The 24997-nt window shown below is 65.5% G+C and carries 22 protein-coding genes; 10 read left to right on the top strand and 12 right to left on the bottom strand.

Annotated elements, in window-relative coordinates; all coding sequences use genetic code 11:
• Positions 1-103 precede the first annotated feature (103 nt).
• Together BRSPCE3_RS06075 and BRSPCE3_RS06080 are read right to left on the bottom strand one after the other, a co-directional pair.
• Positions 104-2047: an alkyl/aryl-sulfatase gene (locus BRSPCE3_RS06075; RefSeq protein ID WP_244064875.1), complete on the bottom strand. Its 1944-nt coding sequence runs from the start codon at positions 2045-2047 to the stop codon at positions 104-106.
• 49 nt (positions 2048-2096) lie between these two features.
• Positions 2097-3917 carry an NAD(P)/FAD-dependent oxidoreductase gene (locus tag BRSPCE3_RS06080; protein ID WP_244064877.1) on the bottom strand — a complete coding sequence of 607 codons (1821 nt, stop codon included), beginning with the start codon at positions 3915-3917 and terminating at the stop codon, positions 2097-2099.
• 122 nt (positions 3918-4039) lie between these two features.
• On the opposite strand from BRSPCE3_RS06080, the gene BRSPCE3_RS06085 reads away from it, so the two are divergent.
• Entirely contained in the window at positions 4040-4828 is a 789-nt protein-coding gene (locus BRSPCE3_RS06085; RefSeq protein WP_244064878.1) for an IclR family transcriptional regulator, read from the top strand.
• 15 nt (positions 4829-4843) lie between these two features.
• Here the strand turns inward: BRSPCE3_RS06085 and BRSPCE3_RS06090 are convergent, their stop codons facing one another.
• The 3 genes from BRSPCE3_RS06090 to BRSPCE3_RS06100 are packed head-to-tail and all read right to left on the bottom strand — an operon-like array spanning position 4844 to position 8784.
• On the bottom strand, positions 4844-5947 hold the full coding sequence (locus BRSPCE3_RS06090; RefSeq protein WP_244064880.1) for an ABC transporter ATP-binding protein: 1104 nt from the start codon (positions 5945-5947) through the stop codon (positions 4844-4846).
• 15 nt (positions 5948-5962) lie between these two features.
• Positions 5963-6988: an ABC transporter substrate-binding protein gene (locus BRSPCE3_RS06095; RefSeq protein WP_244064882.1), complete on the bottom strand. Its 1026-nt coding sequence runs from the start codon at positions 6986-6988 to the stop codon at positions 5963-5965.
• Positions 6989-7008: 20 nt separating this feature from the next.
• On the bottom strand, positions 7009-8784 hold the full coding sequence (locus BRSPCE3_RS06100; RefSeq protein ID WP_244064884.1) for an iron ABC transporter permease: 1776 nt from the start codon (positions 8782-8784) through the stop codon (positions 7009-7011).
• Between the two features lie 456 nt (positions 8785-9240).
• Here BRSPCE3_RS06100 and BRSPCE3_RS06105 point away from each other — a divergent pair, with 456 nt between their 5' ends.
• From BRSPCE3_RS06105 to soxA, 8 genes are all read left to right on the top strand, one after another.
• Entirely contained in the window at positions 9241-10638 is a 1398-nt protein-coding gene (locus BRSPCE3_RS06105; protein WP_244064886.1) for an MFS transporter, read from the top strand.
• A gap of 153 nt (positions 10639-10791) precedes the next feature.
• The gene (locus tag BRSPCE3_RS06110) at positions 10792-11241 is read left to right on the top strand and encodes a (2Fe-2S)-binding protein (protein WP_244064887.1); all 450 of its coding nucleotides are present in this window, start codon (positions 10792-10794) and stop codon (positions 11239-11241) included.
• A 10-nt stretch (positions 11242-11251) separates the two neighbouring features.
• Complete coding sequence (locus tag BRSPCE3_RS06115; protein WP_244064888.1) at positions 11252-13465, top strand: xanthine dehydrogenase family protein molybdopterin-binding subunit; 2214 nt, start codon at positions 11252-11254, stop codon at positions 13463-13465.
• A 57-nt stretch (positions 13466-13522) separates the two neighbouring features.
• Positions 13523-14794 (top strand): NAD(P)/FAD-dependent oxidoreductase, encoded by a 1272-nt coding sequence (locus tag BRSPCE3_RS06120; RefSeq protein WP_244064889.1) that lies wholly within the window; start codon positions 13523-13525, stop codon positions 14792-14794.
• Positions 14781-15236 (top strand): sulfur oxidation c-type cytochrome SoxX, encoded by a 456-nt coding sequence (gene soxX, locus BRSPCE3_RS06125; protein ID WP_244064890.1) that lies wholly within the window; start codon positions 14781-14783, stop codon positions 15234-15236. Before BRSPCE3_RS06120 ends, soxX begins: the two co-directional genes overlap by 14 nt.
• Before the next feature lie 13 nt (positions 15237-15249).
• Positions 15250-15714 (top strand): SoxY-related AACIE arm protein, encoded by a 465-nt coding sequence (locus tag BRSPCE3_RS06130; RefSeq protein ID WP_244064891.1) that lies wholly within the window; start codon positions 15250-15252, stop codon positions 15712-15714.
• Positions 15714-16034: a thiosulfate oxidation carrier complex protein SoxZ gene (gene soxZ, locus BRSPCE3_RS06135; RefSeq protein WP_244064892.1), complete on the top strand. Its 321-nt coding sequence runs from the start codon at positions 15714-15716 to the stop codon at positions 16032-16034. Before BRSPCE3_RS06130 ends, soxZ begins: the two co-directional genes overlap by 1 nt.
• Positions 16031-16804 carry a sulfur oxidation c-type cytochrome SoxA gene (gene soxA, locus BRSPCE3_RS06140; protein WP_244064893.1) on the top strand — a complete coding sequence of 258 codons (774 nt, stop codon included), beginning with the start codon at positions 16031-16033 and terminating at the stop codon, positions 16802-16804. Before soxZ ends, soxA begins: the two co-directional genes overlap by 4 nt.
• 143 nt (positions 16805-16947) lie before the next feature.
• Here the strand turns inward: soxA and BRSPCE3_RS06145 are convergent, their stop codons facing one another.
• Positions 16948-17721 carry a ferredoxin--NADP reductase gene (locus tag BRSPCE3_RS06145; protein WP_207836068.1) on the bottom strand — a complete coding sequence of 258 codons (774 nt, stop codon included), beginning with the start codon at positions 17719-17721 and terminating at the stop codon, positions 16948-16950.
• 167 nt (positions 17722-17888) lie between these two features.
• On the opposite strand from BRSPCE3_RS06145, the gene BRSPCE3_RS06150 reads away from it, so the two are divergent.
• Positions 17889-19085 carry an amidohydrolase family protein gene (locus BRSPCE3_RS06150; RefSeq protein ID WP_244064894.1) on the top strand — a complete coding sequence of 399 codons (1197 nt, stop codon included), beginning with the start codon at positions 17889-17891 and terminating at the stop codon, positions 19083-19085.
• Positions 19086-19125: 40 nt separating this feature from the next.
• On the opposite strand, the gene BRSPCE3_RS06155 is transcribed toward BRSPCE3_RS06150, so the two are convergent.
• From BRSPCE3_RS06155 to BRSPCE3_RS06180, 6 genes are all read right to left on the bottom strand, one after another.
• Positions 19126-19581: a MarR family winged helix-turn-helix transcriptional regulator gene (locus BRSPCE3_RS06155; protein ID WP_244064895.1), complete on the bottom strand. Its 456-nt coding sequence runs from the start codon at positions 19579-19581 to the stop codon at positions 19126-19128.
• A gap of 15 nt (positions 19582-19596) precedes the next feature.
• Complete coding sequence (locus tag BRSPCE3_RS06160) at positions 19597-20301, bottom strand: ABC transporter ATP-binding protein (protein ID WP_097670354.1); 705 nt, start codon at positions 20299-20301, stop codon at positions 19597-19599.
• Positions 20298-21089, bottom strand: a complete 792-nt coding sequence (locus tag BRSPCE3_RS06165; RefSeq protein ID WP_244064896.1) for an ABC transporter ATP-binding protein — start codon at positions 21087-21089, stop codon at positions 20298-20300. The genes BRSPCE3_RS06160 and BRSPCE3_RS06165 overlap by 4 nt, the downstream gene beginning before the upstream one ends.
• Positions 21086-22975 carry an ABC transporter permease gene (locus BRSPCE3_RS06170; RefSeq protein WP_244064897.1) on the bottom strand — a complete coding sequence of 630 codons (1890 nt, stop codon included), beginning with the start codon at positions 22973-22975 and terminating at the stop codon, positions 21086-21088. Before BRSPCE3_RS06170 ends, BRSPCE3_RS06165 begins: the two co-directional genes overlap by 4 nt.
• A 183-nt stretch (positions 22976-23158) precedes the next feature.
• On the bottom strand, positions 23159-24373 hold the full coding sequence (locus tag BRSPCE3_RS06175; protein WP_244064898.1) for an ABC transporter substrate-binding protein: 1215 nt from the start codon (positions 24371-24373) through the stop codon (positions 23159-23161).
• Positions 24374-24400: 27 nt separating this feature from the next.
• A complete protein-coding gene (locus tag BRSPCE3_RS06180; RefSeq protein WP_244064899.1) occupies positions 24401-24985 on the bottom strand; it encodes an amino acid synthesis family protein in 585 nt (194 codons plus the stop codon).
• Positions 24986-24997: the final 12 nt, after the last annotated feature.

Consider the following 24997-nt stretch of genomic DNA (forward strand, 5'->3'; position numbering starts at 1 on the left):
CGGGGCTCGCGTAAGCGAGAGCCCCGGAATCCATTCATCCACAGGGTCTGCGGCTTGATGGATTCCGGGCTCGCGCCAAGAGGCGCGCCCCGGAATGACGGGGTCACGTCACCGCCGTCCGCTTCGGCTCGACGATCTCGAACATACGCGGGAACTCGTCCATCAGCGCCATCAACTCGCCGAGGCGCTGCGGATCGCCCGCCACCTTGATCTTGCCGGCGTCGACGGCGTCCGGGAACGCGGTCAGCTTGGCGATGACCTCGTCGAGCACGCCGCGCGCCAGCGTGAAGCTGGCGTGCGCATCGGCGGTCTGCGCACCCTTGACGTAGGTCAGCGCCGAGTTCTCGAGGTTGAGGATGAAGGTCTCGCCGGTGTCGGTAAAGCTCCAGTTCAGCACGATACGCTTGCCTTCGGCCTTGGGGCCGTTGAGGCGGATGCCGAGCACGTCCCACAGCTGCTCGGTGCGCAGCGCGGCGAGCGTCTCGCGCGGCATCGGCGAGCGCGGTGGTGTCTTCGGCATGCCCTGCCGCAGCTCCTGGGCGCCGAACAGATAGGCATTGCGCCAGGTCGAGCTCTCGGCGGCATAGCCGAGCTGCTCGAACGTGTCCGCCAGCAATGCGCGTGCGGCCTGGTTGTCGGGCTCGGCGAATACGAGATGGCTGACGGCCTGCGCCACGAAGCGGAATTCACCCTTGGCGAAATCCGCGGTGGCACGCTTCAGAATCGCATCTGCGCCGCCCATATACTCGACATACTTCTTGCCGGCCTCGACCGGCGGCAAGGCATCGAGATTGACCGGATTGGCGTCGTACCAGCCGAGATACTTCTGGTAGATCGCCTTCACATTGTGCCTGATGTGGCCGTAATAGCCGCGGCCGTGCCAGGCGCCCTCCAGGCTCGAGGGCAGGCGGATCATCTCGGCAATCTCGGCCGCGTTGAGGCCGTGGTTCATCAGCCGGATGGTCTGGTCGTGCGCGTATTTGTAGAGATCACGCTGCTGGCGGATCATGGTGTCGATCCGCTCGCGCCCCCACACCGGCCAATGGTGCTGGCCGCACATCGCCTCCGCCTTGCCGCCCCACATCTGCAAGGCCTCGCCGAGATATTTCGACCACGCCAGCGCATCGCGCACATCGGCGCCGCGGAACGGCAGCAGATTGTGAAAATTGTGCGTGCAGTTCTCCGCGAGATTCAACAGTCTGTAGCGCGGGATGAAGAAGTGCATCTCCGCCGGCGCTTCGCTGTTCGGCGCCATCTGGAATTCGAACTCGACGCCGTCGATCACGCGCCTGTCGCCGGTCGCGATGATCAGGTCAGTCGGCCGCAGCAGCGCGACGCCGCCCGCCGCCATGGTCTTGCCGAGGCCGCAATCGACCTGGCCGCGCACGCCCTTGGCGAGGAACGGTCCGAACTGGTACTGCGCGCGGCGCAGCATCGCCGGACCCGCGATGATGTTCTCGGAGACCGCGTGCTCCATGAAGAAGTTCGGCGCGATGATCGGCACGCCCGCGGCCAGCATGGCGTCGTCGAGCACGCCGCGGGCGCCGCCCCAATGGTCGGTGTGGGTGTGGGTGAAGATCACGGCGGCGACCGGCCGTTTGCCGCGGTGCTGGAAGTACAGCTCCATCGCGGCGCGCGCCCCCTCGATCGAGGTCAGGCAGTCGACCACGATGACGCCCGCGTCGCCCTCGATCAGCGTCATGTTGGCGATGTCGAGGCCGCGCACCTGATAGACGCCCGGCACCACCTCGAACAGGCCATGGTGCATGTTGAGCCGCGACTGCCGCCACAGGCTCGGATCGACCGTCGCGGGCGCCCGCTCGTCGGCGAGGAAACCGTAAGGTTCGAGGCTCCAGACCACCCTGCCCTGGGCCGAGACGACGCGCGCGTGCTCGATCGTGCCGAGGAAGCCGCGCGCGGCGTCGTCGAAATCCCTGGTGTCGGCGAACGGCAGCGCCTTCAGCGTCGCCTCGTGCTGCGCGACGACCGGCGCCGATGCCGCCTTCGGAAGTTGCTGCGAGGTCTCGCCTGTGGCTGTCTGGGTCATACTCGAGCACTCCCTTAATTGCCGGACATCAGTCGCGATCGCGCTTCCCTCAGCGGAATTGCACGCCTTCGAACTCGCCGCTGCGGCGCCAGCCGTCGATATATTTGAAGTAGGCCAATGCGCCCGCCGGATAGCCGACATTGAGCTTGGCCGCACGCCCCGGCTCGCGTCCCTCATTGTTGTAGTAGCCGGGCGTGCAATCGGGCCCGCCGATCATCCGGCCGACCGCGGTCAGCAGCAGCTCGACCCAGCGGTCCTCGGCGTCCTTGCTGACCTCGATTTCCTTGAAGCCGTTGTCCTGTGCGTGACCGACCATCAGGGCGATGGTGCGCGCCGCCTCCGTCAGGTTATGCGGCACATTGGAGATCAGGTTGGCGCCCTGCGTCGGCTGCACGAAGAACAGGTTGGGGAAGCCATGCACATGGATACCGTGCTTGGTGCGCATGCCCTCGGCCCAATACTCCGACAGCTTGATGCCGTCGCGGCCCGTCGCATCGAAACCCGCCCGCCGCTTGTACTCGGTGCCGACCTCGAAGCCGGACGCGTAGATGATGCAGTCGAGCTGGTATTCCTTGCCCGTAACGACGATCCCGTTCTCGGTGATCTCCTCGACGCCCTTGCCGTCGGTATCGACCAGATGGGTGCCGGGGGTGTTGAAGGCCTGCAGATAGGCGTCGTGGAAGCATGGCCGCTTGCAGAGCTGGCCGTACCAGGCCTTCAGGTTGCTCGCCGTCTTCGGATCGCTCACGATGGTATCGATCCGGTTGCGGATTTCCTCCATCTTCTCGAAGTCGGAATCCTCGAACACCGCGCGCATGTTTTCCACGGTCCGCTGCTCGCGCGGCAGCATTATGACCTTGGCGCGGATCCGCTTCGACAGGTCGGTCCAGCCATCCTGCACCAGATCTTCCTCGGCCGATCCGCCGGCCTGATTGGCGGTGAAGTTCTCCAGCCAGCGCTGCTGCCAGCCCGGCGTCGCGATATCGGCGAACCAGTCCGGATCGATCGGGCCGTTGCCGCGCACGTCGACCGACGACGGCGTGCGCTGAAACACGTAGAGCTCCTTCGCCGCACGCGCGAGGTGCGGAATGCACTGCACCGACGTAGCACCGGTGCCGATGATGCCGACCCGCTTGTCGGCAAGCTTGTCCATCGGCGCGCCCTTGGGGTCGCCGCCGGTGTAGTCGTATTCCCAGCGGCTGGTATGGAACGAGTGGCCCCTGAAACGCTCGATGCCGGGAATGCCGGGCAGCTTCGGCACGTGCAGCGGGCCGGTGCCGATGCCGACATATTGCGCGGTGAAGGCATCGCCCCTCGTGGTGCGGATGATCCAGCGCGATTGCGCAGCGTCCCAGTCGAGACTCGTCACCTCGGTATGAAACAGCGCGTTGTCGTAGAGATTGAATTGCCGGCCGATCCGCTGGCAATGCGCCAGGATTTCCGGCGCATGCGCGTACTTCTCCGACGGCATGTGGCCGGTCTCTTCGAGCAGCGGCATGTAGACCATCGACGCCGTGTCGCATTGCGCGCCGGGATACCGGTTCCAGTACCAGGTGCCGCCGAAGTCGCCGCCCTTCTCGACGATGCGGACGTCCTTAACGCCGGCCTCGGTCAGCCGCGCCGCGGTGGCGAGCCCGGCAAAGCCGCCGCCGATGAAGGCGAAGGTGACGTGGTCGGTCTTCGGCGCGCGCTCGACCACCGGCGTGTAGGGATCGTCGAGATAATGCGCGAGCTGGCCCTTGATCTGCAGGTACTGGTCGTTGCCGTCAGGACGCAGCCGCTTGTTGCGCTCCTCCTGATACTTCAGGCGCAGCCGCTCCTTGTCGATCGCGGCGGGCTTTGCGTCTCGGGCTTGCTCGGTCATCGTCATCGGAGGGCGCCTCGCTCCAGCGGTTCTTTGTCTTTATGCGGGCAGATAACCAGATATCGACACGATTTGCAAATTCATTTCGATATATTGACAAATCAGCCCATCCGAGATCAATATTCCGTATGACAGCATCTTCCCCTGCCGAAATTCAGGCAGATCCGTCCTTCGCGACCACGCTGGCCCACGGGCTCGACGTGCTGGCGGCGTTTCGCCGCCACCCGGGCTCGCTGTCGAACGCCGAACTGGCGCTGCATACCGGGCTGTCGCGGCCGACGGTGTCGCGGCTGACCTACACGCTGGAGCAGCTCGGCTATCTCAGGCGCGACGCCAAGGGCCGCTTCGTGCTCGGGCTTGGCGCGCTCGCCGCCGCCTATCCGGTGCTGTCCTCGCTGAAAGTGCGCCAGCTCGCGCGTCCCTTGATGCGCGATTTCGCGACCTATGCCGGCGGCACCGTGTCGATCGCGATGCCGTTCGGGATCGACTTCATCTATGTCGAGACGCTGCGCACGACGGACACCGCGCCGCATGTGCCCGATGTCGGCTTCGTCAGCACGCTGGCGCCGACCGCGGTCGGGCGCGCGCTGCTGTCGCTGTTCACCGACGAGGAGCTCGACGCCTATGTCGCGCGCGTCAAGGCCGAGCGTCCCGACGAGTTCGACTACGTGCAGAAGCGCACCTTGCCCGACGTCGAATTGTGCCGCGAGCGCGGCTTTGCCATCTCGCTCGGCGAATGGCGGCGCGAGATCTTCGGCGTCGCCGCCCCGCTCTACCGCACACCGAGCGGCGAATGCCTGTCGGTCAATTGCGGCGTTCCCTCCTACCGCTTCAGCGCCGAGCAGATCGGGCGCGAATGCGGCCCGCGCATCCTCGGCCTCGCCCGCAGCATCCGCGCGCTGGTCGAGGAAGGCTAGGCGGCGCGTCGGCAGCTAGTCCTGTGACGCCGGCCCGCTGTCGCGGTAAGCCCACAGGCATTCGCGCGGCAAAGCGACCCGTGCCTCGACGCCGACCTGATGGCGCGCGGCGGTGCCGAGCTCGATCGCCTCCAGCCGCTTGCCGAACAGCTCGATGCCGTAGGCGGTCTGGGTGCCCTGGTAGCGACGGTCGAGCACCTTCGCCGAGAATGTATTCGCGCCATCGGGCCGGCCGATCGCGATGTTCTCCGGCCGCAGCGCCACGCGGACCTTCTCGTCGGGTGCCAGCGGCTGGAACAGGGCGACCTCGCCTTGCCGGCCATCGCCGAAATCGACCGTGCCATATCCATCGTTGCAAGCCACGAGCCGGCCGGCGAGCTCGTTGGTGGCGCCAGTGAAATTGGCGACGAACAGATCGGCCGGGCGGTTATAGATCACGTCGGGCGTATCCATCTGCAACAGCTTGCCGTCGCGCATGACGCCGATCCGGTCGCCAAGCACCACCGCCTCGGCCTGATCGTGGGTGACATAGAGCGCGGTCATGCCGGTCTGCTTGAGAATGACGCGAAGGTCGTCGCGCAGCCGCAGACGCAGTTTGGCATCGAGGTTCGACAGCGGCTCGTCGAGCAGCAGCAGTTGCGGCCGGTACACCATGCTGCGCGCCAGCGCGACGCGTTGCATCTGCCCGCCCGACAGCGCCACCACCGGCCGGTCGGCATAGTCGGACAGCCCGACCAGCGCCAGCGCGTCCTCGACCATGCGGGCGGCATCGGCCCGCGCGACCGTGCGGTGCTTCAGCGGATAGATCACGTTCTGCCGCACCGTCATGTGCGGCCACACCGCATAGGACTGGAACACCATGCCGAGGTTGCGCGCGCGCGGCGGCACCAAAATGCCGCGCACCGGCGACGACACCACCCGGCCGGAAATGCTGATCTCGCCGTCGGTCGGATGCTCGAGCCCGGCGACGCAACGCAGCGTCGTGGTCTTGCCGCAGCCGGACGGCCCGAGCAGCACCACGATCTCGCCGGCCGGCACGCCAAAGCTGACGCCATCGATGGCCGGGCGGCCGATCGCGAACTGCTTCCTGAGGTCGGTGACTTCGAGCGTCGCCGTCATCGCTAACCTCGCCGCCTATTGCCGGTATCCGAACGTCTTGTCCCAGTCCGCCACCCACGCTGCGTGCAGCTTCACGTAGTCGTCGAACTTCGGATACCACAGCTTGACCACCTTGGGATCGAACCCTTCCGGAAATGCCGGCGGCTCCTTCAACGAGGTGAGATTACCGAGCTCCTTGATCATGAAGGTCTGTCCTTCCTTCGACAGGCACCAGTTCAGGAACAACTTGGCCGCATTGGGATGCGCCGCCGTCTTCGGAATGCCGCTCGCATAGGGATTGACCGGAGATCCCTCGGGCGGGAAGAAGATCTCGATCGGCGCGCCGTCCTTCTTCTTCTGGTAGATCACGTTGTAGAGCAGCGGCGCGATCGCGATCTCGCCGCGCACCAGAGCATCGGCGGTCGGCGCGCCGGAGGGATAGAGCACGGGATGGGTCGCGGCCTGCTTGGCCCAGTAATCCTCGCCGAGCACCTGCCGCTCGAACATGATCCGGGTCCAGGTGGTGCCGCCGGATTGCGCGAACACCTGCCCGATCAGCTTGTCATATTGCGGCTTGGTCAGGTCCATCCAGGATTTCGGCGGATCCTTCACCAATTCGGTGTTGTAGCCGATCGACCAGGCGATGGTGGCGCGCGGCCAGAGTTTTGGCGAGATCAGCGCGTGCGTATCATAGTCGGCCGCGTTCGGCGGCGCGTAATCCTGGAACAGATCCTCCAGCGGCTGCATCAGCGCGCGATCCGAATGGTCGACGACATCGGCGATCAGCTTGCCTGCGGCGGCTTCCGTCTTGACGCGGGTGATCAGCTGGCCGCCGGGCGCGCGGACCATCTCGACCTTGATCTCGGGGAAGCGCTTGTTGAAGGCCTTGATCACCTGCTGCTCGATCTCGGCGAAATTCGCCGTGTAGAACACGAGCTTGCCTTCGGCCTTCGCGGCCGCGATCAACTCCGCCGAACCGAACTCCTGGGCTCGCGCTGCCGGCGCCAGCACGAGCGCCGCGACGCTCGCCAAAGCCAATGTGGTGAAGGTTCGTCTATCCATCGCCCATCCTCCCCTTATTGTTATCCAGTCCGCGCCACGTTGCCCTGCGCCGCCCCGCGCGACAGCCAGTTGGCGCCGCCGATCAGCACGCCGAGCAGCACCGTCTGGACCAGACTGAAGGCCGCGGTCTTGCCGATGTTGCCGCCTTCGTAATAGTCGAGCAGCAGCACCGACATCACCATGGTGTTGCTGGTGTAAAGGAACAGCGACGAGCCGAGCTCGCGGATCGCCAGCACGAACAGCAGCGTCATCGACGCCAGCACGCCAGGCCGCGCCAGCGGCAGCACGATCGTCGCGATGGTGCCGAGCATGCCGCGGCCGCAAACCCAGGCGGCCTCCTCGAGTTCGCGATGGATCTGCAGGAACGAGGTCGACAGCGCCTTCACGGTGTCGGGCATGAAGCGCGCGATGAAGGCGAGCGCGAGAATCCAGATCGTGCCGTAGAGTCCGCCCGGCACGCCGATCCAGGCCCAGAGATAGGCGACGCCGACCACCAGACCGGGGATCGCGACCGGCAGCGTCGAGATCAGATCGATGGCGCCGCGTCCGGCGACGCGGGTGCGATGGATGGTGTAGCCGATCGTAAAGGCCAGCGCGCCGCCGACAATTGCGGTGATGATGCCGACCTCCAGCGCATTGTAGATCGACTTCAGGGTCAGCGGATTGTCGAAAATGCTCTCGAAATGCGTCAGCGAATATTGCCGCATGTCGAACAGGCTGGCTGCGTCGCGGATGAACATGAATTTGCGGAACGCCGCAACGATCAGCGCCAGCGACGGCAGCACAACGACGACGAGGAGATAGGCGATCCCGAGCCCGAATGTGAGCCAGCGCCACGGTCCGAGATCGAGGCTGCGCGGCCGGAACGCCTTGCCGGCGACGGTCGTATAGCTGCGCCCGCTGAGCAATTTCTGCTGCAGATAGACCAGCAACCCCGTGACCACCATCAGGATGATCGCGACGGCGGCTGCGGTGTTGTAGAGCGGCGGCGACCAGTTGGTGAGCTTGAAGATGTAGGTCGTCAGCACGTTCAGATTGGTCGGCGCACCGAGCACGGCCGGGATGCCGTAGATGCCGAGCATCACGATGAACGACAGCAGCATGCCGGAGACGATCGCCGGCATGATCAGCGGGAATGTCACCGTGAACAGGGTGGCGAACGCGCTGGCGCCGGAAATCTCCGCGGCCTCCTCCAGGCTCGGATCCATGTTGCGCAGCGCCGACGAGGTGAACATGTAGACATAGGGCGCGTAGTAGATGCCGAACACGAACACCAGGCCCCACATCGAATAGAGATCGATGCGAAAGTCCGAGCCCATCCACTTGAACATCGTGTTGATCAGGCCGGTCTTCGGCGAGCCGAGGATGGCCCAGGCCACGCCCGCCACCAGCGGCGGCGCGAACAGCGGCAGGATGCTGGCCGCGGCGATGAAGCCCTTGAACGGCGTGTTGGTGCGAACCACGATCCAGGAGAACAACAGCCCGATCGCGACCGCGATCACGGTACCGCCGCCGCAGGCGATCAGCGTGTTGAGCAGCGCCTCGGCGACATTCGGATTGGCGAGCACCGCGAGGAAATTGGCGATCGACAGATGGCTCAGGCTGAGACGGATGCCGTCGACCACCGGATTGGTGTCGGTGAGCGCACCGAGCAGCAGCATGAAAACGGGATAGATCACCAGGAAGGCCAGGATCGCCAGCAGCGCTGTGACCCAGAGGGTCGTGAATGCGCGGCGCCGGGTTCCCTCGCCGGCGCTTCGCATGGCTTCGCTGCGCCGGTCGGCCTGTCCGTGCAATGCGCTCTTCCCTCTTGCGGTCCGATCTGACGTCGGCCCTGCTTGTATACCAAGCGTAGTCGATCGCGACTGTGACGCAAGCTATCCGAAAGTCGCCTCGCCGCGTTTCTGTGACGCAGCGCGGGAACAAGAATTGCTAAGCAGCCTGATTTCAGCTGTCGAACAGCTCGTTCGGTGTCATCACCCGCGCATTGTTTAGTCCGGACAGATCACTGACGGGTGTTCGGAGACATAGCCGACACATCAACTTGGCTGGATCGTCCGGTCGAGGCCGGGCGATGACAGATGAGGATGGGGACGCAGTTTTCGCATTCTCGCCCTTCCGCCCCGACCGCCCAAGTCCGCAGTCCGCCGGCACGCTCCCGGCAAGGCCGCTTCGCATACGCATCATGCAATGGCGCGGCTGGGGAACGGGATGGTGCCGTAGTACATGGCGGTCCGGAGACATTTTCAGACATGCTCGAGAAGACCCCGACCACCGCAGCCGCGGCGCCGATCACCGATGGATTGCCTTGGGAACGGCGGCGCTGGGCGGTGGCCGCGATCTTCACGGCGCTGGCGATGGCCTCGCTCGATACCGCGATCGCCAACATCGCGCTGCCGGCGATCGCCAACGATCTGCATGTCAGCCCTGCGGAAGTGGTCTGGGTCGTCAACGTCTACCAGATTGCCCTGGTCGCGACGCTGCTGCCACTCGGTGCGCTCGGCGAAATCGTCGGCCACCAGCGGATCTATCTCGCCGGCCTGCTGCTGTTCACATTAGCGTCGCTCGGCTGTGCGCTTGCGTGGTCGCTGCCGAGCCTTTTGGTCGCGCGCACCCTGCAGGGGCTCGGCGCCAGCGGCTTGATGAGCGTCAACACCGCGCTGGTGCGGTTCGTCTATCCGAGCCGGATGCTCGGCCGCGGCTTCGGCCACAATGCACTCGTGGTGGCGACCGCCTTTACGCTGGGGCCGACGATTGCCTCCGGGATCCTCGCGCTCGGCCCGTGGCCCTGGCTGTTCGCCGTCAACATTCCGTTCGGCGTCGTCGCGTTGCTGATCGGCATCAAGACGCTGCCAAAGACACCGCGCGCCACCCATGCCTTCGACTTCACCGGCGCCGCGCTGGCCTGCGCCTGCCTCGGCCTGTTCATCATCGGTATCGGCAGCGCCGCGCACAAGACCGCGCCTGCGCTGGTCATCGCCGAGCTGATCGGCGCCGTCCTGTTCGGCTGGATCTTGACCCGGCGGCATGCCGATCATCCGGCGCCGATGCTGCCGATCGATCTGTTCCGCCGGCCGATCTTCGCGCTGTCGGCCGCGACCGCGGTCTGCTCATTCGCCGTGCAGGGCCTCGCCTTCGTCTCGCTGCCGTTCTACTTCGAGGACATCCTGCACCGGTCGCAGGTCGAGACCGGCTTCTTCATGACGCCCTGGCCTCTGGTGGTCGCCTTCATGGCGCCGATCGGCGGCCGGCTGTCGGATCGTTATCCGGCCGGCATCCTCGGCGGCATCGGCATGCTGCTGCTCGGGCTTGGTATGGTGCTGCTTGCGACCCTGCCGACGGAGCCCAGCGTCGCCAACATCGTCTGGCGCACGATGATCTGCGGCATCGGCTTCGGCTTCTTCCAGACCCCGAACATGAAGGCGATCATGTCGAGTGCCCCGTCGCATCGCAGCGGCAGCGCCAGCGGCATCGTCGCGACCGCGCGGCTGACCGGGCAGACCACCGGTGCTGCGCTGGCCGCCCTCTGCTTCGCATTGGCCGACCGCGAAGGCGCCACGGTCGCGCTGGCGCTGGGTGCCGGATTTGCCGCGCTGGGCGCGGTCATGAGCTTCCTGCGCCTTGCCGTCGCCGCGCCGCAAAAATCATGACAGGCATGTTGCGCGCGCAGGGCGCGGCCAAACACCACAGCATCAACTTTCTTCCGCGCTGCGAGCGCATTTTCTTGATTTGAACCGTTCCAGTTTCAAGGCCAACATCGCGGCGGAGTTCGATCGGAGGATCGGACCATTCAGGGGATCGCGATGGCAAACCTCAAAATCAACGGCAAGACAATCACAGTAGACGTCGAGGACGACACGCCACTGCTCTGGGCGATCAGAGAGAATGTCGGACTGACGGGGACCAAATACGGCTGCGGCATTGCACAATGCGGCGCCTGCACCGTGCATGTCGACGGCGTCGCGATGCGCTCCTGCGGCGTCACGGTCGGCGAGACGGCCGGCAAGGACATCACCACCATCGAGGGCCTCGCCGCGGGCGGCGTGATGCACAAGGTGCAGCTCGCCTGGATCGCAAACGACGTGCCGCAGTGTGGTTATTGCCAGAGCGGCATGATCATGGCGGTCGCGGCGCTGTTGAAGGAAAACCCGAAGCCATCAGACGACGACATCAACGACGCCATTACCAATATCTGCCGCTGCGGCACCTTCCAGCAGGTGCGCGAGGCGATTCATGCTGCCGCGAACGCGTGAGGAGGCAGCCATGAATTTGCAAGTCAACCAGCATCTGATGCCCAAACTCAACCGTCGCGCCTTCGTGATCGGCACCGCAACCGCCGGCGCAGGCCTCGCGCTTGGCCTCGATCTGCCGTTCGGCGGTCCCGCCGTGGTGCGCGCGGCCGACGGCGCGCCCGAGGTGAACGCTCCTGAGGTCAATGCTTGGGTCGTGATCCGGCCCGACGACACCGTGGTGATCCGCATCGCCCGCTCCGAGATGGGCCAGGGCACGCTGACCGGCCTCGCCCAGCTCGTCGCCGAAGAACTGGAATGCGACTGGTCGAAAGTCACCACCGAATACCCGACGCCCGGCCAGAGCGTCGCCCGCAAGCGCGCCTGGGGCGATTTTTCCACCGGCGGCAGCCGCGGCATCCGCACCTCGCAGGACTATGTCCGCAAGGGCGGCGCCACCGCGCGCGTGATGCTGATCCAGGCCGCCGCCAACGAGTGGAAGGTGCCGGCCACCGAGTGCAAGGTCTCCAACGGCGTGATCACCCACACGCCCTCGGGCAAGACCACGACCTACGGCAAGGTCGCGGAAGCCGCCGCCAAGCTCGAGCCGCCGGCCGACGTCAAGCTGAAGGACCCGAAGGACTGGACCATCGCCGGCAAGGGCCTGAAGCGGCTCGACACCGTCGACAAGACCACCGGCAAAATGACCTACGGCATCGACGTCAAGCTGCCGGGCATGCTGAACGCCGCGATCAAGGATTGCCCGGTGTTCGGCGGCAAGGTGAAGAGCTTCGACGAAGCCAAGATATCAGGCATGAAGGGCGTCAAGAAGGTGGTGCCGGTCGGCGACAGCGCGGTTGCCGTCGTCGCCGACACCTGGTGGCACGCCAAGACCGCGCTGGATGCGCTGCCGATCGTCTGGGACGAAGGCGACAACGCCAAGGTCTCCAGCGAGACGATTGCAAAATGGCTCGCCGAAGGTCTCGACAATGCGCAGCCGGCCTACATCGGCAACCAGAATGGCGACGCAAAAGCGGCGATCGCCGGGGCCGCCAAGAAGGTCGAGGCGGTCTACAGCTACCCCTATCAGAATCACGCCACGATGGAGCCGATGAACGCTACCGTGCTCTACACCCCTCAGAAATGCGAGGTGTGGTGCGGCACACAGAATGGCGAGGCGGCATTCGCGGCGGCGCTCGAGGCCTCAGGCCTGCCGGCCGACAAGGTCGACGTGCACAAGCTGATGCTCGGCGGCGGCTTCGGCCGGCGCGGCATGACCGACTATGTGCGGCAGGCGGTGGCGATCGCCAAGCAGATGCCGGGCACGCCCATCAAGCTGTTGTGGTCGCGCGAAGAGGACATGCAGCACGGCAAGTATCACCCGATCACACAGTGCAAGCTGACCGGCGCGTTCGATGCCGACAACAACCTGGTGGCACTGCACTACCGGCTGTCGGGACAATCCATCCTGTTCTCGGTGCGCCCGGAAGCGCTGCAGAACGGCATGGACCCCGCCGCGTTCCAGGGCGTTGCGCAATCCGGCGAGGCCGCGATCGGCTATTCGGTGCCGAATTTGCTGGTCGAGCATTCGATGCGCAACCCGCACGTCCCGCCGGGCTTCTGGCGCGGCGTCAACGTCAATCACAACGCGATCTACATGGAATGCTTCATGGACGAGCTCGCCTTGGCCGCCGGCCAGGACCCGCTCGAATTTCGCCGCAAGCTGATGGGCAAGAACCCCAAGCATCTCGCGGTGCTCAACGCCGTGGCCGAGAAGATCGGCTGGAGCACGCCGGCGCCCAAGGGCATCTCACGCGGCATCGCGCAGGTTATGGGCTATGGCAGCTATGTTGCCGGCGCCGCCGAGATCTCGGTGACCGACGGCAGCAAGATCAAGGTGCATCGTATCGTAGCCTCCACCGATCCCGGCTATGTCGTCAATCCGGCGCAGGTGGAGCGGCAGATCGCGGGCTCGTTCGTCTATGGCCTCAGCGCGCTGTTCTATGGCGGCTGCACCGTGAAGGACGGCCGCATCGAGCAGACCAATTTCGACACCTACAACTCGATGCGGATCAACGAAATGCCGAAGGTGGAATCGGTGATGGTGCCGAGCGGCGGGTTCTGGGGCGGCGTCGGCGAGCCGACCATCGGTGTCGCCGCGCCGGCGGTGCTCAACGCCTATTTCGCGGCGACGGGAAAGCGCATCCGCTCTTTCCCGCTGCGCAACCAGAACATCTCCTTCGCCTGATCAAACCCGAGGCGGCGGCCCGACCGGCCGCCGCTTCCTATTTCCGGATTCTCGTGCATGGCCGTCACGCGTCATCCGACGCGCAGGGATGTGGTCCGTGGCGCCGCTGTCGTCGCAGCGGCGGCATTGGCGCGTCCGGCGCTGGCGCAAGCGGCGGCGCGCATCGCGGTGATCGGCGGCGGTTTTGGCGGCGCGGCGTGCGCGCGGGCGCTGCGGCGGCTCGATGCAAATCTCCAGGTTACGCTGATCGAGCCGAACAAGATTTTCACCGCCTGCCCGTTCAGCAACGAGGTGATCGCAGGCCTGCGCGAGATCTCCGCGCAGCAGTTCAGCTACGACAAGGTCGCGGCCGACGGCATCACGGTTGCCGCACAGGCGGCCACCAAGGTCGATGCGCAGGCGCGCACCGTCACGCTCTCCGATGGCGCGACGCTCTCGTACGACCGGCTTGTGCTCGCTCCCGGTATCGACATGCACTTCGATGGCCTGCCCGGCTATGACGAGGCGGCCGCCGAAAAGATGCCGCATGCCTGGACGGCCGGCGCGCAGACCATGCTGCTGCGCAGGCAGCTCGAGGCGATGGACGATGGCGGCCTCGTCGTGATCGCGGTGCCCGCCGCGCCGCTACGCTGCCCGCCGGCGCCCTACGAGCGCGCCAGCCTGATCGCGCACTATCTCAAGGCGAAAAAGCCGAAGTCGAAGATCCTGGTGCTCGACGCCAAGGACAATTATTCACAGCAAAAACTGTTCGAGAAGGCCTGGGCGGAACTCTATCCCGGCATGATCGAACGGATCGCGCTGTCGCAGGGCGGGCGAGTCACGTCGGTCGATCCAGCGACCGGCGAGATCGTCACCGACTTCGGCAATTACACCGCCGCAGTCGCCAATGTGATCCCGCCGCAGCGGGCCGGCCGCATTGCGGACATCGCCGGTGCCGCCGACCACACCGGTTGGTGTCCGATCGATCCCGTGACGTTTGCCTCAAAGCTCGTTCCCAACATCCACGTCATCGGCGACGCCGCGATCGCCGGCGGCATTCCGAAATCCGCCTCCGCGGCGGCGGCGCAAGGCCGGGCCTGCGCCGCCGCGATCGTCAACGCGCTCGCAGGCAAGCCACCGGAGACGCCGCGGCTCGATGGCGCCTGCTACAACACGGTCGCGCCCGGCTACGCGTTCTCGCTGAAGGGCATCTATCAGCCGAAGGAAGATCAGTATGCCGAAGCCGAGGTGACCACGAGCCCGGTCGACGCGCCGCGCGAGGTGCGCCAACGCGAGGCCGAGCAGGCGCTCGACTGGTTCAGAACCATCACGGGAGATGCCTTTGGCTAGGCCCGTTCCGACATCGTTCCTCGTCGCGGCTCTGTTCGCAGCCTGCGCGCCCGCCGGCGCCGAGGAGCTGCGGCCCTACGGCATCGTGGGCGATGCGATTCCGGTCTCGCTGACGGGAACCAAAGGCGACGTTACGCGCGGCCGTGCGCTGATCGTCGAGCGTTCCTCCACTTGCATCCTCTGCCACAGCGGCCCATTTCCCGAGCAGGCGTTCCAGGGCGATCTCGCGCCGAATCTCAGCGGCAGCGGCGGCCGCTGGTCGGAAGGACAGTTGCGGCTCCGGCTGGTCGATGCGGCGCATCTCAATGCGGCGACGATCATGCCGTCCTACTATCGCGTTGACGGGCTCGCGCGCGTCGGCGCCTCATGGCGCGGCAAGCCGATCCTGTCGGCGGAGCAGATCGAGGATATCGTGGCCTATCTGGTAACGTTGCGGAACTAGGACCTACCAATCAATGGCGAATTCAAACCACACCACACGCCGCACGGTTCTGAGCCTCGCCGGAGGTGCCGCCGCGCTGGTGATCGTGCGCCCGGTCGACGCAACGCCGGCGATGCTGCAGGCCGCGATCCGCAACATCGTCGGCGAAGCCAATGTGCGCACCGGCAAGGTCAAGCTCGACATCCCGCCGCTGGTCGAGAACGGCAACACGGTGCCGATGACGATCAGCGTCTCGAGCCCGATGACGGCGGACGAGTATGTGAAGAGCATCCACGTCTTCAACGAGAAGAACCCGCAGCCGAATATCGGCAATTTCTATCTCGGGCCGCACGCCGGGCGTGCCCAGGTGTCGACCCGGATCCGCCTCGCCGACAGCCAGAAGGTCACCGCCATCGCTCGGCTGTCCGACGACACGTTCTGGTCGGCGACCGCAGATGTCGTGGTGACGCTCGCCGCCTGCACCGAGGAGGCGATCTGATGCCGTCGGCCCTGATCAACGTGCCGAAGAAGGCCAGGCGCGGCGACGTCATCGAGATCAAGACGTTGATGTCGCATATCATGGAGACCGGCTATCGCCACACCGCCTCGGGTGATGTGGTGGCGCGCGACATCATCACGAGCTTCACGTGCCGCTTCAACGGCCAGGAGGTGTTCCGTGCCGATCTGTTTCCAGCGATCGCCGCCAATCCGTTCATCACCTTCTTCACCACCGCGACCGAGAGCGGCAAGTTCGAGTTCGAATGGATCGGCGACAAGGGGTTTTCGGAGACCGCGCAGGCTTCGATCACGGTCGAATGAGGATTGCGGTCTGCATCGCGCTGCTGGCGGCGATGGTGGGCGCGGCGCTCGCCACGGAGATTCCCCCAGCCGCACGCCGCTCCGGCTACAGCTTCATGGGCGCGGACACCAAGGCGATGCAGGACGAGGACACCGCCAATCCCGGCATGCTCTCCGTGCTCGACGGCGAAGCGCTGTGGACGCGCAAGGCCGGCAGCGCGGACAAGGCCTGCGCCGAATGCCACAATGATGCGCGGGTCAGCATGAAGGGCGTCGCGGCGCGCTATCCTGCCTTCGAGAAGATGCTCGGAAAGCCGATCGATCTCGAAGGCCGGATCAATCTGTGCCGCACCAACCATCAGCAGGCAACGCCGTTCGCCTATGAAAGCCGTGAGCTGCTGGCGCTATCCGCCTACGTCGCGCAGCAATCGCGCGGCATGCCGATCGCGGCCGACGACGATCCGGAGCTGGCGCCGTTCGTCGAAAAGGGCCACGCGCTGTTCATGCAGCGGCAGGGACAGCTCAACCTCGGCTGCGCCAACTGCCACGATGATAATTGGGACAGGAAGCTCGCGGGAAGCCCGATCACGCAAGGGCAGCCGACCGGCTATCCGCTGTACCGGCTGGAATGGCAATCACTCGGGTCGTTGCAGCGGCGGCTGCGCGCCTGCATCACCGGCATCCGGGCGCAGGCCTATGATTACGGCTCGCCGGAGCTGGTCGAGCTCGAGCTCTATCTGATGTCGCGGGCGCGCGGCATGCCGGTCGAGACGCCCGCGGTGAGACCCTAGCGCATCATCGGCAAGCGACGCGAAGCAATCCATTACTCCCGGCTGTACCGGAAGATGGATTGCTTCATCGCTTCAGCGCAAATTGCTTTTGCAATCTTGCCCCAAACTCCTCGCAATGACGGGGCTGGAGATCAGTGCGAAGATCAACGTTCGGCGAACGCCTTCTCGACCACGAACTGCGCCGGCTCGCCGTGATTGCCCTCGACGAAGCCGCGGCCGCCGAGCAGCGTGCGGGTGTCGGCGACCAGCGCCGGCGAGCCGCAGATCATGACGCGATCATGCGCGGCATCGAGCGCCGGCAGGCCGATGTCGGCAAACAGCTTGCCCGAGGTGATGAGGTCGGTGATGCGGCCGCGGTTGCGGAACGGATCGCGCGTCACGGTCGGGTAGTAGATCAGCTGATCGCGCACCAGCTCGCCGATCAGTTCGTCCTGCGGCAGCTTCTCGGTGATCATCTCGCCATAGGCGAGCTCCTTGACGCGGCGGCAGCCGTGCAGCAGCACGACCTTCTCGAACCGGTCATAGGTCTCGGGATCCTTGATCACGCTGAGGAACGGCGCAAGGCCGGTGCCGGTGCCGATCAGATAGAGGTTGCGGCCGTCCTCGAGGTTGTCGATGACGAGCGTGCCGGTGGCCTTGCGGCTGACGATGATCTCGTCGCCTTCCTTGAGGTGCTGGAGGCGCGAGGTCAGCGGGCCGTCCGGAACCTTGATCGAGAAGAACTCGAGCGTGTCCTCGTAGTTCGCGCTGGCGACGCTGTAGGCGCGCAGCAGCGGCTTCTCGCCGACCTTGAGCCCGATCATGGTGAACTCGCCGTTGCGGAAACGGAATGACGGATTGCGCGTGGTCTTGAAGGAGAACAGCGTGTCGGTCCAGTGGTGGACGCTGAGGACGCTTTCCTGGTTGAAATTGCTCATCGCACCAATCCCTGATTTGTGCTGCGGCGGAAGGACTTGAACCCAGTTGACCGGCCGGATCGTTTGTATACGATCATTCGTACACAAACGAATAATCCGGCTTGATCGAAAAGTCAAGCCGGGCTCAAATTCCCGGGCTATTCGGCAGAAACAGAAGGACAACACCCATGGCTCACGACGCGCCCCAGGCCACCGGCCCCAGCAAGCTGGTGATCCGCAATATCGGGCTATTGCTGTCGGGAGCGCTGGAGAAGCCGATCCTGGATGCCGATACCATCGTCGCCGAGAACGGCAAGATCACTGCGATCGGCCGCTTCAAGGACGTCGACACCGAAGGCGCCACCACGATCGTCGATGCCATGGGAACGACGGTCGCGCCCGGCCTGATCGACAGCCACGTCCACCCGGTCGCCGGCGACTGGACGCCGCGGCAGAACCAGATCAACTGGATCGACAGCTATCTGCATGGCGGCGTCACCACCATGATCTCCGCCGGCGAGGTGCACATGCCCGGGCGGCCGCGCGACGTGGTCGGCGTCAAGGCGATGGCGATCTTCGCGCAGCGCGCGTTCTGGACGCTGCGGCCGGGCGGCGTGAAGGTGCATGCCGGCGCGCCCGTCATCGAATGCGAGATGGTCGAGGACGATTTCAAGGAAATGGCCGCCGCCGGCGTCAAGCTGCTCGGCGAGGTCGGGCTCGGCGGCGTCAAGGACGGACCGACGGCACGCAAGATGGTCGGCTGGGCGCGCAAATACGGCATTCAGAGCACGATCCACACCGGAGGACCTTCGATTCCCGGCTCGGGCCTGATCGACAAGGACGTGGTGCTGGAGGCCGACACCGACGTGGTCGGCCACATCAATGGCGGCCACACCGCGCTGCCCGACGACCAGATCCGCTGCATCTGCGAGGGCTGCAAGCGCGGGCTCGAGCTGGTGCATAACGGCAATGAGCGTTCGGCGCTGTTCACGCTGCGCACCGCGCGCGAGATGGGCGATCTGCACCGCGTCATCCTCGGCACCGACGCGCCGGCCGGCTCCGGCGTGCAGCCGCTCGGCATCCTGCGCATGGTGTCGCTGCTGTCCTCGCTCGGCGAGCTGCCGGCCGAGCTGGCATTCTGCCTAGCCACCGGCAACACCGCACGGATGCGCGAGCTCGATTGCGGCCTGATCGAGGTCGGCCGCTCCGCCGATTTCGTGCTGATGGACAAGGCGCAGCATTCGCCGGGCAAGAACATCCTGGAGAGCGTTCAGCTCGGCGATCTTCCCGGCATCGGCATGACCATCATCGACGGCATCGTCCGCACCCAGCGCAGCCGCAACACGCCGCCCGCAGGGAAAGTGCCGGAGATCGTGGCGAAGTAGGCGACACTTCTTCATCCTCCCCTGGAGGGGGAGGGTAAGATCACCGCAGCCTGCCGAGCAGGGCCATCAGCGTCTCGCGCTCCTTGGCATCGAGTGGCGCCAGCGTCTCCCTGGAGATCACAAGCGCATTCGGCGCGGCCTTGTCCGCCATCTGCTGGCCGGCGCGCGTCAGGCTCACCTGCAGCCGGCGGCCGTCGTCGGGATCGGGCGAGGTCTCGGTCAGGCCGCGCGCGGTCAGACGATCGATCACGCCTTTGATGGTCGCAACGTCCATCGAGGTCAGCCGCCCGAGCTGATTCTGCGAGCACGCGCCGACCTCCGACAGCTTCGAGAGCGCCGCCCACTGCGTCGGCGTCAGATTGATGCCGATTTCGCGGGCGAAGATCACGGCGTGGCGCTGCGACACCTGGCGCAGGATGAAGCCGATCTGGTCGTCGAGCACGTAACCCGGCTTGGCCGCCTTGACGCTTCGCTTCTGTGCAGCACTCCTCGCCATTGTCCACCCCACCCGTTACAGCGACAGATGCGCGTCACGGATATCCGGACGCGCGTCGAGCTCCGCCATGGTGCCGCCGAAGCAGATCCGGCCGCGCTCGATGATATAGGCGCGATCCGAGATCAGCCGGGCGAAATGCAGATTCTGCTCGGAGACGACGATGCTGACGCCCTCTTTCTTCATCGCCAGGATCGCATCGACCATCTGCTCGACGATCTTCGGCGACAGGCCTTCCGACGGCTCATCGAGCAGCACCAGCGACGGATTGCCCATCAGCGTGCGCGCGATCGTCAGCATCTGCTGCTCGCCGCCGCTCATCCGCCCGCCGGGCCGGCCGCGCATCTCGCCGAGGTTCGGGAACAGCTTGAACAGCTTGTCGCGGTCCCATTGCGGCGCGCCCGGCCGTTTCGGCTGCCGGCCGACCTCGAGATTCTCCTCGACCGTCAAATCCGTGAAGATGCGCCGCTCCTCCGGCACATAGCCGAGCCCGCCGCGTACGATCGCGTGCGTCGGCAGCTCGGAGACGTCCCGGCCCTCGAACATCACACGGCCCGAGCGGTTCTCGACCAGGCCGACGATGGAGCGGAACGTGGTCGACTTGCCGGCGCCGTTGCGGCCGAGCAGCGCGACGACTTCGCCCTCCCCGACCTCGAGCGCGATGTCGAACAGGATATGCGCCGGACCGTAGAAGCTGTTGAGGTCCTTCACCGTGAGCTTCATGCCGATGCTCCCTCGCGGTGCCGGGCGTCATAGAGCAGGCCCTCGCCGAGATAGATCGCCCGCACTTGGGCGTTGCCGCGGACTTCCTCGGGCGAGCCTTCGGCGATCAGGCTGCCGCGGTTCAGCACCAGGATGCGGTCGGCGTGCTCGAACACCACATCCATGTCGTGCTCGGTGAACAGCACGCCGATCGACTGCTCGCGCGCGATCCGCGCGGTCAGCCGCATCAACTCGACGCGCTCGCGCGGCGCCATGCCGGCGGTCGGCTCGTCCATCAAGAGCAGTTTCGGCTGGTTGGCGAGCGCGATCGCAAGCTCCAGCCGCTTGACGTCGCCATAGGCCAGCTCGCCGCAGGGCCGCTCGGCATAGGCGCCCATGCCGACCAGATCGAGCAGCCGCCCGGCCACGTCGCGGGCGTGGCGCGCGGTCGAGGCCCAAAGGTTGAACAATTGCCCGCCATGCGAGACCAGCGCGACCTGGACGTTCTCGCGCACCGTCATGGTCGGGAATGTCGCCGCGATCTGGAAGGTGCGGCCGACGCCCATCCGCCAGATCACCCGCGGCTTCTTGCCGGTGGTCTCTGCGCCGAGCACGCGGATGCGGCCGCTATCCGGGATGTTCTGGCCGTTCAGCATGTCGAAGCAGGTGCTCTTGCCGGCGCCGTTCGGCCCGATCAGCGCCAGGATCTCGCCGGCGCGCAGGTCGAACGAGACGCCGCGCACGGCATGGACGCCGCCGTAGGATTTGGTCAGCCCTTCGACCGACAGCAATGTGGGGACCATGCTCATTCGGCGCTCTCGACGCGGGAGGTCAGCAAGGGCGACACCGAGGACGAGGATTTGCGGCGGCGATACAGCAACGCTTCCAGCGTGCCGACGATGCCCTTCGGAAAGGCGACCACGATCAGCACGACGAACGCGCCGAGCACGAGTTTCGACCAATCGGTCTGGCTGACCAGCCAGATATTGAGCGCCTTGTAGACGATGGCGCCGACCACCGCGCCCGACACCGTCTCGACGCCGCCGAGCAGCACCATGACCAGCGCATCGACCGACAGCGAGATGCCCATGTTGTCAGGGAAGACGCTGCCCTTGAGATAGGCGAACAGCGCGCCGGCGAGGCCGGCGACCGTGCCTGCGATCACGAAGGCGGTCCACTGGATGCGCTTGCCGTCGATGCCGACCGCTTCGCTGCGCAACGGCGAGTCGCGCGTGGCACGCAGTGCAAAGCCGAACGGCGAGAACACGATGATGCGCAGGATCACGACCGCAAGCGCGGCGATGCCGAGCGACAGCCAGTAGAAATGCGACGGGCTCGCCGCCCATTTCTCCGGCCAGACGCCGAGAATGCCGTTGTCGCCGCCGGTCACCGAAACCCATTGGAACGCGATCGACCAGACGATCTGGGCAAAGGCCAGGGTCAGCATCGCGAAATAGACGCCGGAGAGTTGTACGGCGAAGAAGCCGAACACGGCGGCGCCCATCAGCCCGAGCAGCGGGCCGAGCAGCAGGCAGGCGATCATCGGCAAGCCCGCCATCTTGGCGAGCAGCGCGACGCCATAGGCGCCGAGGCCGAAATAGGCGGCGTGGCCGAACGAGGCGAGCCCGCCGACCGACATCAGGAAGTGCAGGCTGACCGCGAAGATCACGAAGATCGCGATCTCCGAGCCGACGGTGAGCAGGTAATTGCCGGCGACGAGCGGCAGCGCGGCGGCGACCACAAGCGCAGCGAGCGCCGCAAGCCGCTCGTTCGTCGTCAGCGGCCGCCACGGATTGACGGTCAGGCCCGGCGTACGCCGCGCCGGCGCCTCCGGCTTGCCGAACAGGCCCCATGGACGGACGATCAGCACCACCGCCATCACCAGGAACACCAGGATGATGGAGATCTTCGGGAAGATCAGGATGCCGAAGGCGTTGAGCTCCGACACCAGGACCGCCGCGACGAAGGCGCCGATGATGCTGCCGAGGCCGCCGATCACGACCACGACGAAGACCTCGACGATGACGCGCAGGTCCATCGCATGATTGACCGCATCGCGCGGGATCTGCAGCGCACCGCCGAGCGCGGCGAGGAAGACGCCGAGCGCGAACACGCTGGTGAACAGCCACTTCTGATTGACGCCGAGCGCCGCGACCATGTCGCGGTCCTGCGTCGCTGCGCGCACCAGCACGCCCCAGCGGGTGCGCTGGAACAAGAGCCAGAGCACGCCGAGCACGACCGGCCCCAGCACGATCAGGAACAGATCGTAGCTCGGAATATTCTGGCCGAAGAAATCGATCGCGCCCTTGAAGCCGGGCGCGCGGCGGCCGACCAGATCGTCGGGCCCCCAGATCAGCACCACGAGATCCTCGACCATCAGCGTCAAGCCGAAGGTCGCCAGCAACTGAAACAGTTCGGGCGAATGATAGATCCGGCGCAGCAGCACCATCTCGACCAGCACGCCGATCACGGCGACGATCAGCGCCGCGACGACGATGCCGCCCCAGAAGCCGAACGCGCCGGAAAAGCGCTCGGTCAGCGTGAAGGCGACATAGGCGCCCAGCATGTAGAACGCGCCGTGCGCGAAATTCACGATCCGCGTCACGCCGAAGATGATCGACAGACCCGAAGCGACCAGGAACAGCGACGCCGCGCTGGCAAGACCGGTCAGGAACTGGACGATGTAGAAGGCCATGGGCGGTCCGCGTTGGAGATCACAAGCGTCAGTTTCCTTCACCTCGCCCCGCTTGCGGGGAGAGGTCGAATTCACGCGCGAGCCTGAATTCGGGTGAGGGAGACTCTCCACGAGTACGATTCATGGATGGAGCCCCTCACCCCGACCCTCTCCCCGTAAGAACGGGGCGAGGGAGAAGAAGCCTCAATCCTTCGGCCGCAGCTTCTCGATTTCGGCGTCGCTGGGCAGATAATCCGAACCCTTGCGATAGGCGGTATCGACCATGATGCCCTTGCCGTCCTTCAGCGCGGTCTTGCCGGTGAAGGCGCCAAGCGTCGACTGGTGATCGATCTTGCGGAAAGTGATCTCGCCGAATGGCGACGGCATCGAGATGCCTTCCGCCGCAGCGATCAGCTTCTCCGGATCGCTCGAACCGGCCTTGGCGAGGATCGCCGCTGCCGCCTTGATAGTCTGGTAGCCGACGATCGAGCCGAGCCGCGGATAGTCGTTGTACTTGGCCTGATAGGCTTTCAGAAACGCGTCGTGCTCTGGCGTCTTGATCGAGTACCAGGGGTAACCAGTGACGATCCAGCCTTCGGGCGTCTCGTCTTTCAGCGGATCGAGATATTCCGGCTCGCCGGTCAGGAAGCTCACCACCGTGCGGCCCTTGAACACGCCGCGGGTGTTGCCTTCGCGCACGAGCTTGACGAGGTCGGCACCGAAGGTGACGTTGAGGATCGCTTCCGGATTGGCCGCGGCAACCGCCTGCACCACGGGACCGGCGTCGATCTTGCCTTGCGGCGGCCACTGCTCGTCGACCCACTGAATATCGGGCCGCTTCTCCGACATCAGCTTCTTGAACACCGCGACCGCCGACTGGCCGTATTCATAGTTCGGCGCGATCGTCGCCCAGCGTTTTGCGGGCAGCTTTGCCGCCTCCTCCACCAGCATCGCCGCCTGCATGTAGTTCGACGGCCGCAGGCGGAAAGTGTAGCGGTTGCCCTTCGACCATGTGATCGCGTCGGTCAAAGGTTCAGCCGCCAGGAAGAACACCTTCTTCTGGTTGGCGAAGTCAGAGACCGCGAGGCCGATATTGGAAAGGAAGGTACCGGTGAGCATCGCGACGTTCTCGCTCGACACCAGCTCGTTGGCCGCGGTCTGCGCATCGGCCGGCTTGCCGCCGTCGTCCTTGGAGACGACGACCAGCTTCTTGCCGTTGATGCCGCCGGCCGCATTGATCTCCTCCACCGCGAGCTGCCAGCCCTTGCGATAGGGCTCGGTGAACGCCGGCAGCAAGGAATAGGAGTTGATCTCGCCGATCTTGATCTCGCTCTGCGCCAGGGCCTGCGTCGTCATGGCGCTCGTTGCCATGGTCGCCACCGCGATCGCCAATCCCGCCCCTACGAAATAACCACGCATCCCGTCCTCCAGTTTTTCTTCAAAAGATTATCGCAATCCGTCTTCGCCTTTGACTTCAGAAACCGTCAGCCCGCCGACGCGCGGCAGCGGCCGGCCGCTGTCGGTCACCGCGACCGCGACCATGATCTCGTTGGCCCGCGGCGCGTCGTTGATCTGCACCTCCATGCCGTCGAAGTGACTACGCACGAAAGCCGCATCCTTGTGCCCGAGCGGAATATCCAGCGTGGTGCCTGGACCCGAGCGCTTCTTCGACGACGGGATCAGCGCCGCGCCCTTGGAGAGCACCTTGCGCACCGGCGCGCCCATCTTGGGATGCAAGATCGCGGCCGCGTGCTCGAGTTCGCCATTCTCGCCGACGGCGGCAGCCTTGCCGTAGCTGTGTGCCTTGGCGCCGTCGATGCCGAGCGCGGCGACGGCCCGCTTGGAGAGCAACTCTCCGAGTTCCTCGCCAATCGCGATCAGCGGCGCCAGATCTTCGACATAGCGGCCGGCAAACGGGTTTTCGATCACGGCGATCGCCGCGGCGCGCCGGGTCGGCGGCGCAATGGTCTTGCCCATCTCCAGATGGGTCTCCTCGACCACGGTGACGATCTTGCGAATGACGGCGCTCATCTTGCTTCGCTC

It is taken from the genome of Bradyrhizobium sp. Ce-3 (assembly GCF_022835695.1).
In the GTDB taxonomy this organism is placed as follows: Bacteria; Pseudomonadota; Alphaproteobacteria; order Rhizobiales; family Xanthobacteraceae; genus Bradyrhizobium.